We start from the raw sequence: 17827 nt of genomic DNA, 5'->3' as shown, positions 1-17827 counted from the left end.
ACGAGCAGGGTGAGTCAGGGAGTGGGCGGCGGGGGCGTACCCGCATCCGAGGGAGCCGGCCGCTTCACCTCGACCCGGTCCTCCAGGGGCACGCGGCCCACGGACTGGCGGAACAACTCCCAGAGCGCCTGACGGTGACCCTCGGGCGTGGTGGACCCCTTCAGCAGCAGCCCCGCCCCGCGGTAGCTCGCCTCGAGACCCAGCGCCTTGAGCGCGGGGGACAGGCTCGCGAGTTGCTCCTGCAACAGCGCCAGCTCGAAGGTCAGATCCAACTCGCGCGCCAGGTACGCGTCCGTCTTCAACACCGCGCGCAGCGCCTCGCGGCAGCGCGCGTCCTTCACCTCCGCCGTCAGCGAGCGCTCGGCACCCTCGGTGGCCTTCAGGCCCGGGCAGGCCTTGCGCGCCGCTTCCAGGGGGCCCGTGACGGGCTCGGCCTCCACCGGCTTGCCCGGCGCTCCCACCACCAGCCGCCACACGGCGAACTTCCCCCCCGCGTACAACAGCAGCAGCGTGCGCCCGGGCTTCACCCCGGTGAGCATCAGCTCCTTGCTCTCCTGGAAGATCTCCGCCGTGGCGATGGACGGGTCCTCCACCTCCACCCAGTCCACCACCGTCAGCTTGTGGAAGCGCTCATTGCCCGCCTCCAGGTTCATCACCAGGTCCACCGGCCAGGCCCGGACGGGGGGTGCGGCCAGGAGCACGAGCAGGGTGGCCAGGGGCACGAGGAGGGCGGAGCGGCTCACTGGTGGACGCATGGACGGGGCGCCTTGGCGGAAAGGGTGCACGGTCTCTTACCACGGGCTAATAAGGGGCTACCTATGCCTACCTGGGTCCTCTGGACCGCCTGCCTGGCCCTCGTCTTCCTCCGGGGCTTCATCGCCGCCGCCGAGTCCGCCCTCTATGGGACGTCCGATCTCAAGGCGCAGGAGCTGGCGGCCTCCCACCCGGGTGCCGGCGGACGAATCCTGCGCCACAAGACCGAGCGCGAGCCCACCGCCACGGCGCTGCGCGTGGGCATGGTACTCAGCGGCTTCCTCGCCGCGGCCATCGGCTCCTTCGTGCCGCCGCATCTGCTCAACTTCACCCGGCTGGGGGAATCGCCCTGGCTGAACGTGGCCACGGTGCTCGCCGGGGCCCTGCTCGTGGGCCTGCTGGCCACGCTCGTCGAGGTGACGATGCGCGGCTTGGCCAACGCCGGTCCCGAGCGCTGGGCGCTGCGCCTGTCGGGGCTCGTGTCGCTGCTCGTGCTGCTCTTCTTCCCGCCCATGCGCCTGCTCATGGCGCCCATCAACCTGGTGGCCCGCGGCTTCGGCCGTACCCTGCGCTTCGAGCCCCCTCCCCCGCCGCTCGAGGAGCTGGAGAAGCTGCTCGCCGCCCAGGCCGCCAAGGAGGAGGTGGATCAGAGCGCCCCCCAGCTCATCCGCTCCATCTTCGAGCTGTCCGACAAGCGCTGCCGGGACGTCATGGTGCCGCGTACCGAGGTGGTGTGCGTGGACCTGTCCACCCCGTCGCTCGAGGTGCTGCGGCTGCTGGCCGAGGAGAACCACTCGCGCATTCCCGTCTACCGGGACGACGTGGACCACATCATGGGCGTGCTGCACGCGCGCGACCTGATTCCGCTGTTGCAGCACCCCGAGCTCATCGTGTTGCAGGACACCATCCGTCCGGCCCACTTCGTGCCCTGGCTCAAGCCCATTGGAGATCTGCTGCGCGAGATGCAGCGGCAGAAGATCCACATGGCCATCGTCGTGGACGAGTACGGCGGCTTCATGGGGATCGTCACGCTGGAGGACATCCTCCGGGAGATCGTCGGCGACATCGGCGACGAGTTCGAGGTGGAGGAGAAGCAGGTGGAGAAGCTGGCCGACGGCGCCTTCCTGGTGGACGCCGCGATGGAGGTGGACCGCTTCACCCAGGCCTTCGGCTTCCCGCTGCCCGAGGGCGACTTCGACACCCTGGGCGGCTTCCTGTCCTCGCTGGCCGGGCACCTGCCGGACGTGGGCGAGCGCTTCACCTACGACGGCTGGGCCTTCACGGTGCATGCGAAGGAGGGCGCGCGCATCGACCGGATACGGATGGTGAAGCTCAAGCAGCCCTTCAGAGAGGCCACGCCCCGGGAAACGCTGGGAGAGCCGCCCGCGGGCGAGCCGCCGGGCCCGAGGGAGTCCGCGACCGCCGAGCACAAGGGCTGAGCGGAAGCGCGCCTCAGTCCGGCTCGAGGTGCAGGGGCCGGAAGTGCGTGAGCCGCAGGTAGCGCTCGGCGCGGAAGGGCAGCAGGCGGAGGCGCTCGCCGAAGGCCAGGGCCACCGTGCCGCCCACCTCCACGCGCCACGCGCGCGTGCGCCCCTCGGCCGGCGTGGGCTCGCACCGCAGCGGGAAGGACACCTTGAGCGTGCTCCGCGCGTCCGAGGCCAGGGGCCCCTGGACACCGCGCGTGCCCACCGCGTAGCGCTGCCCATCCAGCGTCAGCTCGTAGTCCACCCCGGTGAGCTCCGCGTCCCAGAAAGTGGGGTTGCCCACGTCCAGGGTCACCCAGAGTTCCCCCGCGCCCGAGGGCGTGAAGGACAGGCCCAGGTCCTCCACCCGCACCGCCTCGTCCAGGGCGTCCGGGCGCAGCGTCATCCCGGCGCATCCGGCCACACCCGGCAAGAGCAACAGGAAGGCGCGCCGGTGCATCAACCCCCCAGCAGTGGCTTGAGGGCCTCCACCGTGAGCGGCCACCCGGTACGGCGAGACAGCGCCTCCAGCGCGCGGATGAACTCCGCGGCCGACTGGAAACGGCGGGCCTTGTCCGCGAAGAGCGCCTTGCGCACCACCTGCTCCGCGTAGTCCGGCAGCCCCGGCACCAGCGTGGACAGCAGCGGCACGCGCGCGTCGCGCACCCGGTGCATCAGCTCCGCCTCTCCCTCCCCGGTGTACAGGCGCCGGCACGTGAGCAGCTCCCAGAGGATGATGCCCACCGAGAACAGATCGCCGCGCGTGTCCACCGGCTGGCCCAGCACCTGCTCCGGGCACATGTAGGGCAGCGTGCCGCGCAGCGCGCCCGTGTCTCCCCGCGTGCCGCCCTCCACGTCCGCCACCCCGAAGTCGGTGAGCTTCACCTCGCCCGTCACGCTCAAGAGGATGTTGGCCGGGTTGACATCGCGGTGGACGATGGCGGCCCCGCCCTCGCCCGCCTTGGCGCGGTGGAGGTAGTCCAGCGCCTTGAGCACGCACCAGGCGATGTAGCAGGCCGCTTCCGGCGGCATCGCGGCGCCGGCCTTCATCAACAGCTCCTGCATGAACCCCAGCGTGCGCCCCGCCACCAGCTCCTGCACCATCAGGTAGTCCGGCCCCGCCTTGAAGAGCCGGAAGGTGCGCACGATGTTGCCGTGGCGCAGACGCACGGTGAGCTTCGCCTCGTCGACGAAGGCCTTCACGAAGGCGCCATCGTTGCGGTACGCGGGCAATAGCCGCTTGAGCACCACCTCGTCGGGCTCACCCGGCGAGCGCTGCGTCGTGGGCTTGGCCCGCGCTTGATACACCTCCGCCATACCGCCTACCGCGAGCCGGCCGATGACCTCGTAACCACCCAGGTCCAGTTGTGACGCCACGAGGGTCACCCTATCGCGCTTCGCTTGAAACCCCCACTATTACGCCAGCAGGGAAGCGAAGAGGCGCTCGTACATCCGGGCCGACGCGCCCCAGGAGAAGTCCTGCACCATGCCGCGGCGTTGGAAGGCGCGCAGGCGCTCGGGGTCGGCGTACAGGGCGCGCGCCCGCCCCAGGGCCCAGAGCAGCGCCTCCGGCACGAAGTCATTGAAGACGATGCCGGTGCCGTCGTCGCTCCCATCCACCGTGTCCGCGAGCCCGCCCGTGGCCCGGACGATGGGCACGGTGCCATAGCGCAGCGAATACATCTGGTTGAGGCCGCACGGCTCGTAGCGGCTGGGCATGAGGAAGAAGTCCGCGCCCGCCTCCAGCAGATGCGACAGGGCCGGATCGAAGCCGATGAAGGCCCCCACCTTGCCGGGAAAGCGCCGCTGCAACGCGCGCAGCCCTTCCTCGTAGTGCCACTCCCCGTTGCCCACCGCGACGAAGCGGATGTCCTCCTCGAGCGCCGTGGGCAGCACCTCCAGCAGCAGGTCCACCCCCTTCTGCCAGGCCAACCGCGACACGATGCCGAACACCGGCGCGGCCGTGTCCTCCAGGCCGAAGCGGCGCAGCAGCTCGCGCCGGCACGCGGCCTTGCCCGTCAGGTCCTCCACGCCATAGCGCGCCGGCAGGTGGGGATCCGTCTCCGGGTTCCACTCGTCCACGTCCACGCCGTTGAGGATGCCGGAGAGCACGCCCTGGCGATGACGCAACAGCCCATCCAGGTTGGCTCCCGCCTCCGGCCGCTGGATCTCCCGCGCGTACGTGGGCGACACCGTGGTGAGCGCATCGGCGAACTGCAGGCCCCCCTTGAGGAAGTTCACCCCGTCGTAGAACTCGAGCCCCCGCTCGGCGGTGAAGAGCTCCCAGGGCAGGCCCAGCTCGTCCATGACGTGTTTGCCGAACTGCCCCTGGTAGGCGAGGTTGTGGATGGTGAGCACGCTCTTGGCCCGACCGAGTTCCGTCTCCTGGAAGCCGCGCCGCAGCGCCACCGGCAGCAGGCCCGTCTGCCAGTCATTGACGTGGATGATGTCCGGAATGAAACCCAGGCGCTGGGCGGCCTGGAGCGCGCCCAGGCAGAGATAGGCGAAGCGGCGGGGGTTGTCCCCGTACTCGCCCCCGGAGTCGCCGTAGAGCCCCGGACGCAGGTAGTAGTGCGCATGCTCCAGGAAGAGCAGCTCCAGGCGGGGCGCCAGTTGCAGCGAGAGCAGCGGGCCGCGCTCGGTGCCGAAGGGAAAGCGCAGCTCCACCGTGTGCCCGGTGGGCGTGAGGCGGGCGTCCTGGACGGAGGAATAGCGTGGGGAGACCACCTTCACTTCATGGCCGAGTGCGGCGAGCGCGGCGGGCAGGGCCCCCGACACATCCCCGAGGCCGCCCGTCTTGGAGAAGGGCGTGACCTCGGACGCCACGTAGAGAATCTTCATGAAACGAGACGATGACGTGTGAAATGGGTGAGTCAACACCCACGAGGGGACTCGCACCCGGAGAGTGGATTGGTATGGTGGCGGCGTGGAACCACCCGAAAATCCCTTTGAGCGATTCGCCGCCATCTTCGCCGAGGCGCGGCGCGTCATTCCCGTGGACCCCAACGCCATGATCGTGGCGTCAGTGGGGCCCGATGGCCGGCCGTCCTCGCGCGTGGTGCTGATGAAGGACTTCGACGAGCGCGGCTTCGCCTTCTTCACCAACCTGAACAGCCGCAAGGGCCGCGAGCTGCTCCAGCACCCCTGGGCGGCGCTCTGCTTCCACTGGCCGTCGCTGGAGCAGCAGATCCGCATCGAGGGCCGCGTGGAGCGCGTGTCCGAAGCGGAGGCGGACGCCTACTTCCAGAGCCGGCCCCGCGGCAGCCAGTTGGGCGCGTGGGCGAGCCTGCAGAGCCAGCCCCTGCCCTCGCGGGAGCTGTTGGAGCAGCGCGTGGAGGACGTCACGCGCCAGTACGACGGGCAGCCCGTGCCCCGACCTCCCCACTGGTCGGGCCTGAGGGTGGTGCCGGATCGCATCGAGTTCTGGCACGCCCGCCCGAGCCGACTGCATGACCGGTGCGTCTACCTGCGCGAGGGCGAGGGCTGGCGGACGGAGCTCCTCTACCCCTGAGCGGGGAGTGAGCGGCGGAAACACGGAGAGTGCGAGCGGACATGCGCGTCGTCATCGTTGGAGGCGGAATCAGTGGACTCGTCCTCGCGCAGGGGCTGCGCGCGCGGGGCACGGAGGTGACACTGCTGGAGGCGGGAGCCGAGCCCGGGGGCAACATCCAGACGCACCGCCGGGACGGCTTCGTCACCGAGGCGGGCCCCAACAGCTTCCTGGACCGGGAGCCCACGCTGCGCGCGCTCGCGGCCCGGCTGGGCATCGAGGATCGCATCCGGACGGCGGATCCCTCGGCGAAGCGCCGCTACCTCTACAGCGGGGGCAGGCTGCGCGCCCTGCCCCAGTCCCCACCCGCGCTGATCAAGTCGGACCTCCTGCCCTGGACGGCGAAGCTGCGGATGCTGGGTGAACCCCTCACCCGCCGGGGCCCCACGGGCGACGAGTCCCTGGCGGACTTCGGGCGTCGGCACGTGGGCAACGCGGCGACCGAGGTGCTGGTGGACGCGATGCAGACGGGCATCTACGCGGGCGACATGGAAGCGCTGAGCGTGGGCGCCGTCTTCCCGAAGGTGGCGCAACTGGAGAAGCGGCACCGCAGCCTGCTGCTGGGCATGGTGCGCGAGCGCAAGGCGGAGCGCGCGACGCCGCCCCCCGCGGGCACTCCGGCCACCACGGGCGCTGTCGCCTCGTTCGACGGGGGCCTCGGGGTGCTGGTGAAGGCACTGGCCGGGGCACTCGGAGCGGCCCTGCGGCTGGAGGCACGCGCGGTGGGACTGCGGCGCGAGGCGACGGGCTGGCGGGTGGCGGTGGAGGAGCGGGGACAGCACACGGAGCTGCAAGCGGACCGGGTGGTGCTGGCGGTGCCCGCGTTCACGGCGGCGGAGCTGGTGCGGCCCCTGGACGCCGCGCTCGCGACCCAGTTGGACGGCATCGCCTACGCGCCCATCGCCGTGGTGCACCTGGGCTTCGCGCCGGGGGCCGTGCCGCCACCAGACGGCTTCGGCTTCCTGGTGCCCGCGGTGGAGAAGCGGCGGGTGCTCGGGGTCATCCACGTCTCGTCGACCTTCCCCTGGCGCACCGAGGGGGGCCGCGTCCTCTACACGTGCCTCATCGGCGGGGCACGGCGGCCGGACCTGGTGGAGCTGGACGAGGCGGCGCTGGTGACGCTCGCGCGCGAGGAGCTGCGGCTCATGGCGGGCGTGACGGCCGAGCCCGTCCTCACCGAGGCCGTGCGCTGGAAGCGCGGCATCCCCCAGTACAACCTGGGCCACCTGGGGCGCCTGGCGGCCATCGACGAGGGGGTGGCGCGCCTGCCCGGGTTGTTCCTCACCGGCAATGCCTACCGGGGCGTGGGACTCACCGACTGCGTCCGCGAGGCCACCGGACTGGTGGACACCCTGGCGCGCTGAGCCGCGGCGTCCGCCCATGAAACAAGACTCCATCGTCCGCGCCACGCTCCGGGCGCTGCTCGTGCCCCGGCGGCTGCTGCCCATCCTCCTGGTGAGCGTGCCGCTGGTGGCCGCCCAGGTGCGCTTCAGCAACGAGGAGCCCATGGCCGGGCCCCTGGGCCTGCTCTTGTGCGTGCTGTGCGTGAGCGTGGCCCCGGTGTCCTACCGCGTCCTCTTCCCCGAGGGGCTCGACCTGAGCCACGGCGGCATCCGCCTGCTGCTCTACGCCACCGTGGGCCTGGGCGTCGTGCTGTCCGCGGGCGTCGTGCTGCCCAAGCTGCTGCGGCTCGGGCCCACCTTCCTCACCGACCGCTACAGCCTCGCCGTCAGCATGGGCCTGTTCCTCGTGGGCGGCTGGGGCCTGGGGCGCGACATCGGCTTCGAGGAGAGCCTCGCCCAGGAGCGGGCCCGCGCCGAGCGGCTCGCCCTGGAGGCCGAGCAGGCGCAACTGCTCGCCCTGCGCAGCCACCTGGATCCCCACTTCCTCTTCAACACCCTCAACGCCATCGCCGAGTGGTGCCGGACGGATGGCGCCGTGGCCGAGGCCGCCGTGCTGCGGCTGTCCGCCATGCTGCGCAGCGTGCTCGCCGGGGTGCGCGCCGCCACCTGGCCCCTGGCGCAGGAGCTGGAGCTGGTGCGCACGCTCTTCGAGCTGCACCTGTTGCGCGACCCGGACCTCTTCCAGCTCACCCAGGAGGTGGAGCCCGGCCTGGAGTCCTTTCCCGTGCCGCCGCTCGTCCTGCTGCCGCTCGCGGAGAACGCGGTGAAGCACGGGCCCGCCGCCGGACACCGCGGCCCCATCCACCTCACCGTGCGCGCACACGGGGACACGCTCGTCTTCACCCTGGAGAACCCCGGCGCCTCGCGTGGCCCCCGCGAGGGCAGCAGTGGCCTGCCCACGGTGGAGCGCCGACTCGCCCTGGCCTACGCGGGCAGTGCCCACCTCACCCTGAGCAGCGAGAACGCGCGCACCCGCGTCACCGTCACCCTGCCCCGCGCGAGTCCCCCCATGGGGCGCGTGACCTAAGGCATCGCAGCGCCTTGGCGCTCCCTGCCTCGCCTCATGGAGGGCTTCTCCCTGCACGCCAATACGCACCTGCATGCGAACGACAGGCAGGGGTTGGAGCGGCTATGCCGCTACGGAGCACGCGGTGCGCTGGCACTGGAGCGTTTGTCACGAGCCTGGTGCCTCCTCCAAGGGCAAACCTGACGAGGTTCCACGGCGTCTTTGCCCCAGGCGCGAAAGTGCGTCCATTTCTGCTCCCTCAAGCAGGGGCGGAACCGGGGCTGGAGGAGGAGAGCCCCGCCTTTGCCGCGACGGTGGAGGAGTCGAGGAAGGAGCGCACACCCCGTTTGGACCAGGCCGGGCTGCTGCGCAGGACGTTCGCCCTGGATGTGTTCGCGTGCTTGAGGGTCAGCCTCCCTCACCTCCCGCTCTGCTCCCGCCCCCTATGCCCAAGAGGGCTCCTGTCCTTCCTATACTCCACGGGCTGGAATCCTCGCGAGAACTCAAGCCATGATCTGCCTCGTCCACACTTCCGAGGAGTCCCGGACATGACCGTGGCGGATGGAGCAGCGGGCGCATCCACCCTGGAGGGCCCGCCCACTCCTGGGGCTCCTCCTCCGGAGACTCCCGTCTTCCCCGTGCCCGGCTGGGAGCGCTACCAGGGCGTGCGCTTCCTCGGCCAGGGCGGCATGGGCCAGGTCTTCCTCGCGTATGATCCACGGCTGCGCCGCCATGCCGCCCTCAAGTTCGTCCGGGGCGGCGACACCGGGCTCACCCAGCGCTTCCTCTCCGAGGCTCGGGCCCAGGCCCGTGTCGAGCACGAGCGCGTCTGCCAAGTGTATGAGGTGGGGGAAGTCCAGGGGCGCGCCTTCATCGCCATGCAGTACGTGGACGGCCACCCGCTGAACCAGCTCGCAAGCCAGCTCACCGTGGAGCAGGCGGTGCTGCTGCTGCGAGACGTCGCCGAGGGCGTCCACGCCGCCCACCGGGCCGGCCTCATCCACCGTGACCTCAAGCCCGGCAACATCCTCGTCGAGCGCACCGAGGATGGCCGCCTCAAGCCCTACGTCATGGACTTCGGGCTGGCGCGCGACTGGAGGGAGCAGGCCAGCACCGCCACGGGCGCCGTGCTCGGCACCCCGCACTACATGGCCCCCGAGCAGGCCCGCGGCGAGGTGTCCCGGCTGGACCGGCGCGCCGACGTCTACAGCCTGGGCGCCACGCTCTACACCCTGCTCACGGGCCAGCCCCCCATCCCCGGCGGCAACGGACTGGAGGTGCTCAGCAACATCGCCACCCTCGAGCCCCGCCCGCCGCGGGCGCTCAACCCGGACCTGCCGGTGGACCTGGAAGCCATCGTCCTCAAGTGTCTGGAGAAGGAGCGCTCGGCCCGCTACGACTCGGCGCGCGCCCTGGCCGAGGAGCTGGACCGCTTCCTCGGTGGCGAACCCGTGCGGGCGCGCCCCACCGGCCTGGGGTACCGGCTGCGCAAGAGGCTCCGCAAGCACCGCCTCGTGGTGGGCGTGGCCACCGCGGCCCTGCTGGCCGTGGCACTCGCCGTCGTCCAGGTCTCGCGCACCCGGCAGGAGGCCACCCGGCGCGAGCGCCTCTCGAGCCGGTTCACCGAGCGCGTCGAGCGCATCGAGGCCCTGGCCCGCTACTCCGGCCTCTCCCAGCTCCATGACACCCGCGCCGACCGCGAGGCCCTCCGCGGCCGCATGCGTGAGTTGGAGGCAGAGATTCACGAGGCCGGCGCGCCGGCCGTGGGCTCCGGCCACTACGCGCTGGGACGTGGCGCCCTGGCGCTCGGCGACGTGGTCCTGGCCCGCGAGCACCTGGAGGCCGCCTGGAGCCACGGCTTCCGCGAGCCCCGTGTCGCCTGGTCGCTGGCCCTCGTGATGGGACATCTGTACCAGGAGCAGCTCCTGGAGGCCGAGCGCCTGCGCGACCCGGAGCACCGCGAGTCCCGCAAGCAGGACATCCAGCGCCAGTACCGCGCCCCCGCCCTGGACTGGTTGCGCCAGAGCCAGGGCGCCGACGTGCCCTCTCCCGAGTACGTGGCGGCGCTGCTGGCCTTCTACGAGGATCGGCTGGACGAAGCCCTCGCCCAGCTCGAGGCGATGAAGGACCGCCTCCCGTGGTTCTTCGAGGCGCCCCTGCTGCGGGGCGAGATTCTCGAGGCCCGGGCCACCCGCCGCTGGAACCAGGGCGACCGTGAGGGCGCGCTGGCCGACTTCGAGGCTGGCCGCCGCGCCTACGCCACCGCCGCCGCCGCGGGCGAGAGCGTGCCGGAGGTCCACAGGGCTCTGGCGAGGCTCGAGTACACCGTGATGGTGATGGAGCTCTACAGCAAGGGGGACGTCATGCCTCCCTTCACCCATGGGATGGAGGCCGTCGCCCGCGCGCTCCAGGCGGACCCCGACTTCGGGCTGGCCCGCGTGCTGGAGGCGTACTTCTACAACCGGCTGGCGGAGTACCGCATGAGCCGGGGCCTCGACGTGGAGGAGCCCCTCCAGAAGGCCCTCTCCGCCGCGCGCACCGCCATGCGCCTGGTGCCCGAGCCGCCCCGGGCCCGCATGGAGCAGGTCCAGAGCCTCTGGCGCCGAGCCCGCTCCCTCCAGGCCCGGAGCCTGGACCCTCACGAGCCGCTCCAGCAGGCCGTGGAGCTGCTGGGCACCATTCCCCCCAAGGAGCAGGATTACGAGTTCCACGCCACCCGCGGCCTCGTCTTCAAGATCTGGGCGGACTACGAGGACGAGAAGGGGGAGGACTCCCTGCCCCACCGTGGCGAGGCCATCGCGTCCTACCGCGAGGCCATCCGCCTCGATGAGCGCCTGCCGGACGCGTGGATCAACCTGGGTATCGCCTACCGCACCCGCGCCACCCACCCGCGCGCCCCGGCTCCCCTGGAGGACCTGAAGCAGGCCCAGGCCGCGCTCGACACCTCCCGGAAGCTCAATCCGGGCAACTATGTGTCCTACTTCCTGGGCGGCACGCTGCACCTGGAGCTCGCCCAGCGGCGCAGGAGCCAGGGAGAAGACGCCCGGCCCGACCTGACCACCGCCCTGGAGTCCTTCGAGGGCGGCATCCGCATCAACGCCCGGATTGCGCAGCTCCACAACGGCAGGAGCGCGGTCCTCATCGAGCAGGCGCGGGAGGCCTGGGATCACGGCGGCGCTCCCCTCCCCTGGCTCGAGCAGGCCGGGCAGGCCGCGCGTCAAGCCATCGAGGTTGCCCCCCAGCAGGGCTTTGGCCACCACAACGTTGGCGAGGCCCAGGCCGAGCGCGCCACCTACCGCGCGCTCTCCGGGGAGGATCCGCGCCCCGAGCTCCAGGCGGCCGAAGCGGCCTACCTGAAGGCCAGCGAGCTCCTCCCGGGCGGCGCGTACTACCCGGCCAGCCTGGCCCGGGTCCATGCCCGCCGGGCGGCCTTCGAGTTGGAGCACGGGTGGACTCCACAGCGGAGCCTGGAGCAGTCCGAGGCGGCCCTGCTCCAGGCCTTCGAGCGCGGCCCCCAGGAGCCCCTGGCCTGGCTCGTCCAGGGCGAGGTGCGTGGACTGCGGGCCCGCTGGCTGGCTCGCCAGCGGCAGGCGCGCGCCGAGGACTTCGAGGAGGCCGCCCGCGCCTTCGAGAAGACGCTCGAGCTGGAGCCCCGGCGCCTGGACTACCGCATCGCCTTCGGCCACTTCTGCCGCGAGTGGGGCGCGTGGCGGCGGGAGGCGGGGCTCGAGCCGCACTCCGCCCTGAAGCGTGGCCTCGCCCTGGCGGACGAGGTGCTGGCCGCGCGCCCCCTCTGGGCGGACGCGCTGCTGCTGCGCGCGAGCCTGCGTGAAGAGGCTGGGGAGACAGGTTTCCGCGAAGACCTCGAGCGGGCCCTCACGCTGAACCCCCACCTCACCGGCTGGTGGAAGCGGCGGTTTCCTGGCCGCGCGACGGCCTCTCCGTAGCGCTCGGCTCAGCCCATACCGGGCGGGGCGTCTTCCCCAGTGCCCGTGCCTACCTCCAGCGTCCCGATCTTGGTATCACCCAGGCCGATATCGGAGCAACCCTCGGCGGTAATCGTGTAGGTGCCCGCCATCGGGATGAGATCGAGGCGCCCATTGTCAGGAGGCAGCCGCCAAGAGACTGGCCCTTGGGGTCCATTGATATCGATGGCGACGCGGGCTCTCGCAATCGAGCAACTGATGACGAACGTGACCTTGCCACCCGTCTCGAGACAAGCCAGCGGATGCGTGGAGACCATCTCTTGCGAGGTGGCGTCCGCAGGCTTACTGCAAGGACTGAAGGCAATCCCTCCCGGGGTGACGTCGACCTTCAACTCTTTGTGATAACACCTGCACTTAGGGGGCGCCGTGACATCCGGCACTGGCGTCTTCGCGCCCTCACCCGTCTTGCAGGAGACGAGTCCGGAGAACGGAAGCCCCAGCAATAATCCCGGCAACAGGAGACGGACCAGGGGCTGTCTCACACGGCGCTGCGACACTTCGGACAAACGACTCCGCATCACATTCCTCCTGTTCATCGCGTTGGACCCCCCATCGTCATCGGGGACAAAGCAACGGATATGCCAGGAGTCCGGCACTCCGCGTTCGCGCGAGCAGCCCCGTGCCTCAGTGGCCCCCGGGCCGAGGCCGAGCTCCTTGACGCGACGTCCCAGCGCCCGCTTCGACACCTGGAGGCGCCGGGTCATCGCATCCAGATCCCCCTGGCACTCGTGATGGCAGCGGGTGATCTCCTCGGCGCTCAGGTCCCCGGCGGTCCGCAGGTTCGGGCTCTTGTCGATCAGATCGTAGATGGAGGACCGGTGGATGCGGACCTCAGCGGAGGCACGCGGATGGCGTAGCCAGCCAGCCGATGCAGCAGCGGCGCCTTGAAGCGCCCCTCGTGGATCTGCTGCTCCAGGTGCGCATCCGTCGCGGCGACGAGCCGCACATCGACGGCGACGGGAGAGCGCTCGCCCACGGGGTAGAGCTGCCCTGTCTCCAGCACCCGCAGCAGCATCACCTGCACCTCGGGCGGTGCCTCACCCACCTCATCCAGGAACAGCGTCCCCCCATGGGCGGCCTGGAAGAAGCCCGACTGATCTCTCACCGCGCCGGTGAAGGCCCCCTTGCGCGCGCCGAACAGCTCCGTGGCCGCCAGCTCCCGGGGAATGGCGCCCAGGTTCACGCTGACGAACGGCTTGTCCCCGCGCGTGCTGTGCCGATGGATGGCCTGGGCGATCAGCTCCTTGCCCGAGCCCGTCTCCCCGCGAATGAGCACCGGCACGTCCAGATCCGCCACCTGCGTGACGTGTTGGCGCACGCGCTGGAGCCCCACGCTGATGCCCACCATGCCCAGTGCATCCACGGCCTCCCTGGCCGAGGCATCCGCCAGGTGCAACAACAGCAGCACGCGTCCGGCCAGCTCCAGCGGCACGCCCGCGGCCACCTCCTCGGCCGAGAACACCCACGGCTCGCGCAGCACTTCTCCACCGACAGCCACCCGGCTTCCCTCGCCCGGCTCCAGCCGGATGCGCCCCTCCACGCCCGGCGCGAAGACGAGCGGCTTGCGGCTCAGGAAGGCGTCCGCCAGGTGCATGCCTGGTGAGCTCCCAGGCCGTGTGAAGTCCGGCTCATTGCGGGACAGGAGGACCTGGCGGCCCTCGGCCAGCGCCTCCAGCAGCAGCCGCTCCCCGACGCGATGCGCCTGGGGGTGCGAAGCAATGGTCAGCGCGGGGACGAGGCGGGAGCCCGGCGGAGTGCGATGGTCTCTCGAGACATCGGCCGTGGAGATATCCGCGGCCTCCTGCCTGGACCTGACTTCTCGTGGGTTGCGCGCTGGAGGCTGGGGCACTGAGCTCACGTCCCGGAGCAAAGCAAACTTCCAGAGCGGCACTTCCACGCGTCGAGCCCCCGGGTTCCACGCGTGGAAACGGCCCACCACGCCGCCGTTGCCTCTCGAGAACGAGCCGTGTGGACGACCTCCCTCTCTGAAACCGGGTGCTCCGGTGTGCTGGTACGTCGCTTGCTGAGGCCCGGAACCCGAGACCTTCGAGCGGTCTCGACATGAACTCCAACCGCCTCAACCCCACAGTCATGAACCCATCCTTCGCGATTGCATTCCGCCGCTGGCTGTCTCCCCTCTCCAAGCTGGGGATGCTGACGGCCTTGATGACCACGACGGCCAGCCATGCCACGTCGCCCGTGGTGGACCAGGCGAACGAGCCCTACTCGCTCTACTCCGTCCAGCTCTACACGGGAGCGGTGCCCGGCGGACAGACCTTCACGGTGGGCACCGCCGGGAAGCTCTCGCGGGTCTCGGTGTATGTGCAGAAGCAGTGTCTGCCGGACTGCCCGGACATGCTGGTGCAACTCCGCTCGACCTCGGGCCAGGTGCTCGCCAGCAGCACGGTGAGCCATACCTTGATTCCTACCGGCAGCTACAACTGGATCGACGCCGGGTTCTCGCAGTCGCTCGGCGTCTTTCCGGGCGAGCAGTACGCCATCGTGATCCAGAACGCCCAGCCGTACGTCTCGGGGGGTTATGACTGGAGGTACGAGGCCAACTCCTCCGTCGACTCCTATCCTGGCGGGATGCTGTTCCAGGTCGGGTACAACTCCCACCCCGCGTATGATCTGTACTTCCGGACCTACGTGACCCCCAACGAGGTGCACGACTGCGCCGAGGTTCGCGCGCAGAACCCCGCGGCCCCGGACGGCACCTACCCGCTCACGCTCGGTGGCAAGCAGGTGGATGTATACTGTCACGACATGGCCGGCACGCCCCGTGAGTACCTCACGGTGAAGACGGCGGCCACCACCAATTACTCGTACTACGGCCAGGGGCAGAACACGTCCGCCGGCGGGCAGGCGACGTGGTACTTCAAGGTGCGCCTCGACCCTGTGGCGCTCACGCTCGCGCTCGACGACACCACCTTCTCCTGGAGCCAGGGCTGGATGCGCTTCGGCAGCACCTTCCTCTACACCAACCCGCTGGGAAGCGCGGGCGACTGCGTGGCCGACCGTTCCCAGACGGGCCGGAGCAACATCGATCTGACGGGCACGCCCTTCGGCATCGTGCCCGGCCAGTTCCTGGTCAGTGGGTATCACCCGGCGGGCTCGATCACCTACAGTGGCAGCCAGATCGTCAACCTCACGGGAGGTGGATACTGCGGCTTCACCTCCGACCCCGACAACCGCCTGCAACTCACCTTGCAGTAGCCGGGTCGAGAAGGCGACCAGCCCCAATTTGAAGCCCACGCAGAGCTGCCGCTGGATGCGGCCAGCATCGCGGAGGCGGCGAATGTGCTGGAAGGAGTGGCGGAGGGCGCACGCTCTTTCTGGGGGCATGCGACGCCGCACAGCGTGGCAGTAGAGATCGCGGGGCAGACGAGAGCTCCGGCGCGTAAGCCGGGGATTCCCCCACGGGGGCTACCAGCGCTCAAGTTCCCAGACAAGCTCCGCTCGCCTGCGATTCCGCATCGCCTGGGATGGCTGAACGACTGGTCAGCAGCCGCCGCAGAAGCCATCGGGTTCCCGGACCCTGCTCGAGATGCAGACTTGCTCTCTCGAGCGCGGCGCACTGCGATGGGCGGGTGGGTCGTTCGGCTCACAGAGACGCCGCTCGATCTCGACATCCCCGCGCACCTTGAGGCGCTCGAACGCGCGTACGAGCGCTTCTCGGAGATTGGCGGGCGCGTGACTCCGGGCGGCCGAGCAGTACGAGGTGTTTGACACCTTCTCGGGCGCAGCCACCTGGATCCCCACTTCCTCTTCAACACCCTCAACGCCATCGCCGAGTGGTGCCGGACGGATGGCGCCGTGGCCGAGGCCGCCGTGCTGCGGCTGTCCGCCATGCTGCGCAGCGTGCTCGCCGGGGTGCGCGCCGCCACCTGGCCCCTGGCGCAGGAGCTGGAGCTGGTGCGCACGCTCTTCGAGCTGCACCTGTTGCGCGACCCGGACCTCTTCCAGCTCACCCAGGAGGTGGAGCCCGGCCTGGAGTCCTTTCCCGTGCCGCCGCTCGTCCTGCTGCCGCTCGCGGAGAACGCGGTGAAGCACGGGCCCGCCGCCGGACACCGCGGCCCCATCCACCTCACCGTGCGCGCACACGGGGACACGCTCGTCTTCACCCTGGAGAACCCCGGCGCCTCGCGTGGCCCCCGCGAGGGCAGCAGTGGCCTGCCCACGGTGGAGCGCCGGCTCGCCCTGGCCTACGCGGGCGGCGCCCACCTCACCCTGAGCAGCGAGAACGCACGCACCCGCGTCACCGTCACCCTGCCCCGCGCGAGTCCCCCCACGGGGCTCACGACCTGAGATTTTGCTCGGATTTGACAGAGCTTTCTTCCCCGCCACGCACAATCTGGCCACCGTCCTTCGCAGCCTGCTTTCCGGGCATGCCCTTCCAGAGACGGTAGGGAGGCCGTTTGAAATCGTACCTCTGTGTATCGGTGCTGGGCTCAGCCGTTGTCCTGGGATGTGGGGCACAGTTCGCGGAGCCAGAGGCGGCCCCGGTTTCCGAGCAAACGCTCAGCCAGGACGAGCAGCAAATCATCAATGGCAACGAGTCCTTCGTGAACGACGTGCCCTTCCAGGCACGCATCACGGTCAATGGCAGCCATCAATGCGGTGGTTCCCTCATCCACCGCCAATGGGTGCTCACCGCGGCGCACTGCGTGGATGGGGTTTCCGTATCGGCCCTTCGCGTCATCACGGGAGACCACCGGATCTCCGTGACGGATTCCACCGAGCAGGTCCGGACCGTTACCCGCTACATCAAGCATCCCAGCTTCCGCTATGTGAGCAACGCCCCCGTGGATGACGTGGCGCTCATCGAGCTGTCGTCGCCCGTGAGCATCAACCGGGGCACGCAGATCATCTATTTGAATGACGGTAATCCAGACTACGCGGACTACTCCTACTACCCGCAGCCCATCGTCTCTGGCTGGGGCTGGACGTCCGCATACGGGAGCCAGTCCGACGTGCTCCGTCAGGCCAACATCCCCGTACAGCCCAACGCCACCTGCAACGCGGCCCCCCTGGCTCGCGATCTCTATTCGACGGAGCTGTGCGCGGGCTCCTACACCGGGGCATGCCATGGTGATAGCGGCGGCCCGCTTTACCGGGAGAACCCCGAACTGAGACTGCTTGGCATCGTGAGCTGGGGCCGGGGCGGGACGTGCGATTCGTACAGCGTCTTCACCCGCGTGTCCTCCTACGTGGGCTGGATCACCAGCTACACCGGCTCCCTGGCGCCCCGCCTGGTGAGCATGAACTGGACGGGGGCGGGCGCGGACGGAACCATCCAACTCGTGTGCAACAGCACGGGCGAAGTGGTCAGCGGGTTGACGACGTCCAATGGCATCATCATCTCCCTGGATTGTCCCAACAGCATGGTCACGGCCACATGCAACATCACGCCGTCCATCTACCGCGTCATTGACGGCTTTGATCGTACCGTCAACGGGAACACCCAGTACCTGCCCTACACCTCAACCACTGCCACGGACTCGGTGTTCGTCAACGCGGGGGACACCGTTCGCTACCACTGCGTGGCGTCGGACTGAGCCTCGCGAGGGTCGCGAAGTCGTTCCGGGCCGGAGGCGCCACGCTCACGGTGCTTCCCGCCGACCCAGGCCCCTGAACGCCGAGGAGAGAGGGAAGGACAGGCCCGC

Annotated in this window: 13 protein-coding genes and 2 pseudogenes; 9 read left to right on the top strand and 6 right to left on the bottom strand. The window is 70.1% G+C overall.

Going from position 1 to position 17827, the window contains the following annotated elements:
- Positions 1 to 14: 14 nt before the first annotated feature.
- On the bottom strand, positions 15 to 755 hold the full coding sequence (locus tag CYFUS_RS09585) for a pilus assembly protein N-terminal domain-containing protein (protein WP_095984942.1): 741 nt from the start codon (positions 753 to 755) through the stop codon (positions 15 to 17).
- A gap of 63 nt (positions 756 to 818) precedes the next feature.
- Here CYFUS_RS09585 and CYFUS_RS09580 point away from each other — a divergent pair, with 63 nt between their 5' ends.
- Positions 819 to 2192, top strand: a complete 1374-nt coding sequence (locus tag CYFUS_RS09580) for a hemolysin family protein (protein ID WP_095984941.1) — start codon at positions 819 to 821, stop codon at positions 2190 to 2192.
- 13 nt (positions 2193 to 2205) lie between these two features.
- Here the strand turns inward: CYFUS_RS09580 and CYFUS_RS09575 are convergent, their stop codons facing one another.
- From CYFUS_RS09575 to glgA, 3 genes are read right to left on the bottom strand one after another with little or no spacing between them, the layout of a single operon-like run.
- On the bottom strand, positions 2206 to 2676 hold the full coding sequence (locus CYFUS_RS09575) for a hypothetical protein (protein ID WP_095984940.1): 471 nt from the start codon (positions 2674 to 2676) through the stop codon (positions 2206 to 2208).
- On the bottom strand, positions 2676 to 3593 hold the full coding sequence (locus CYFUS_RS09570; protein WP_095991902.1) for a serine/threonine protein kinase: 918 nt from the start codon (positions 3591 to 3593) through the stop codon (positions 2676 to 2678). Before CYFUS_RS09570 ends, CYFUS_RS09575 begins: the two co-directional genes overlap by 1 nt.
- Positions 3594 to 3632: 39 nt before the next feature.
- Complete coding sequence (gene glgA, locus CYFUS_RS09565; RefSeq protein ID WP_095984939.1) at positions 3633 to 5057, bottom strand: glycogen synthase GlgA; 1425 nt, start codon at positions 5055 to 5057, stop codon at positions 3633 to 3635.
- A gap of 85 nt (positions 5058 to 5142) precedes the next feature.
- Here glgA and pdxH point away from each other — a divergent pair, with 85 nt between their 5' ends.
- The 4 genes from pdxH to CYFUS_RS09540 all read left to right on the top strand — a co-directional run bounded on the left by pdxH (position 5143) and on the right by CYFUS_RS09540 (position 12122).
- Positions 5143 to 5727, top strand: a complete 585-nt coding sequence (gene pdxH, locus CYFUS_RS09560) for a pyridoxamine 5'-phosphate oxidase (RefSeq protein WP_095991901.1) — start codon at positions 5143 to 5145, stop codon at positions 5725 to 5727.
- Positions 5728 to 5768: 41 nt separating this feature from the next.
- A complete protein-coding gene (hemG, locus tag CYFUS_RS09555) occupies positions 5769 to 7130 on the top strand; it encodes a protoporphyrinogen oxidase (protein WP_095984938.1) in 1362 nt (453 codons plus the stop codon).
- Between the two features lie 16 nt (positions 7131 to 7146).
- Complete coding sequence (locus CYFUS_RS09550; protein WP_095984937.1) at positions 7147 to 8196, top strand: sensor histidine kinase; 1050 nt, start codon at positions 7147 to 7149, stop codon at positions 8194 to 8196.
- 527 nt (positions 8197 to 8723) lie between these two features.
- Positions 8724 to 12122 (top strand): serine/threonine-protein kinase, encoded by a 3399-nt coding sequence (locus CYFUS_RS09540; protein ID WP_095984936.1) that lies wholly within the window; start codon positions 8724 to 8726, stop codon positions 12120 to 12122.
- A gap of 8 nt (positions 12123 to 12130) precedes the next feature.
- Here CYFUS_RS09540 and CYFUS_RS52510 read toward each other — a convergent pair whose 3' ends face one another.
- Positions 12131 to 12493 (bottom strand): hypothetical protein, encoded by a 363-nt coding sequence (locus CYFUS_RS52510; protein ID WP_232537918.1) that lies wholly within the window; start codon positions 12491 to 12493, stop codon positions 12131 to 12133.
- Positions 12494 to 12799: 306 nt separating this feature from the next.
- Positions 12800 to 13803 (bottom strand): annotated as a pseudogene (locus CYFUS_RS52505) (sigma-54 factor interaction domain-containing protein); the annotation flags it as partial.
- Between the two features lie 419 nt (positions 13804 to 14222).
- Between CYFUS_RS52505 and CYFUS_RS51665 the strand changes: the two are divergent.
- The 4 genes and pseudogenes from CYFUS_RS51665 (at position 14223) to CYFUS_RS09520 (ending at position 17719) form a co-directional block, all read left to right on the top strand.
- Positions 14223 to 15377 carry a GON domain-containing protein gene (locus CYFUS_RS51665; protein ID WP_198316518.1) on the top strand — a complete coding sequence of 385 codons (1155 nt, stop codon included), beginning with the start codon at positions 14223 to 14225 and terminating at the stop codon, positions 15375 to 15377.
- Between the two features lie 12 nt (positions 15378 to 15389).
- Positions 15390 to 15890, top strand: a pseudogene (locus CYFUS_RS52500) (DUF5953 family protein); the annotation flags it as partial.
- Between the two features lie 21 nt (positions 15891 to 15911).
- Entirely contained in the window at positions 15912 to 16469 is a 558-nt protein-coding gene (locus CYFUS_RS09525) for a sensor histidine kinase (protein WP_269770266.1), read from the top strand.
- Positions 16470 to 16579: 110 nt separating this feature from the next.
- Positions 16580 to 17719, top strand: a complete 1140-nt coding sequence (locus CYFUS_RS09520) for a serine protease (protein ID WP_095984935.1) — start codon at positions 16580 to 16582, stop codon at positions 17717 to 17719.
- Positions 17720 to 17827 lie beyond the last annotated feature (108 nt).

This window comes from Cystobacter fuscus, assembly GCF_002305875.1.
Lineage (GTDB): Bacteria > Myxococcota > Myxococcia > Myxococcales > Myxococcaceae > Cystobacter > Cystobacter fuscus_A.
This window is presented reverse-complemented; position numbering and strand designations above follow the sequence as displayed.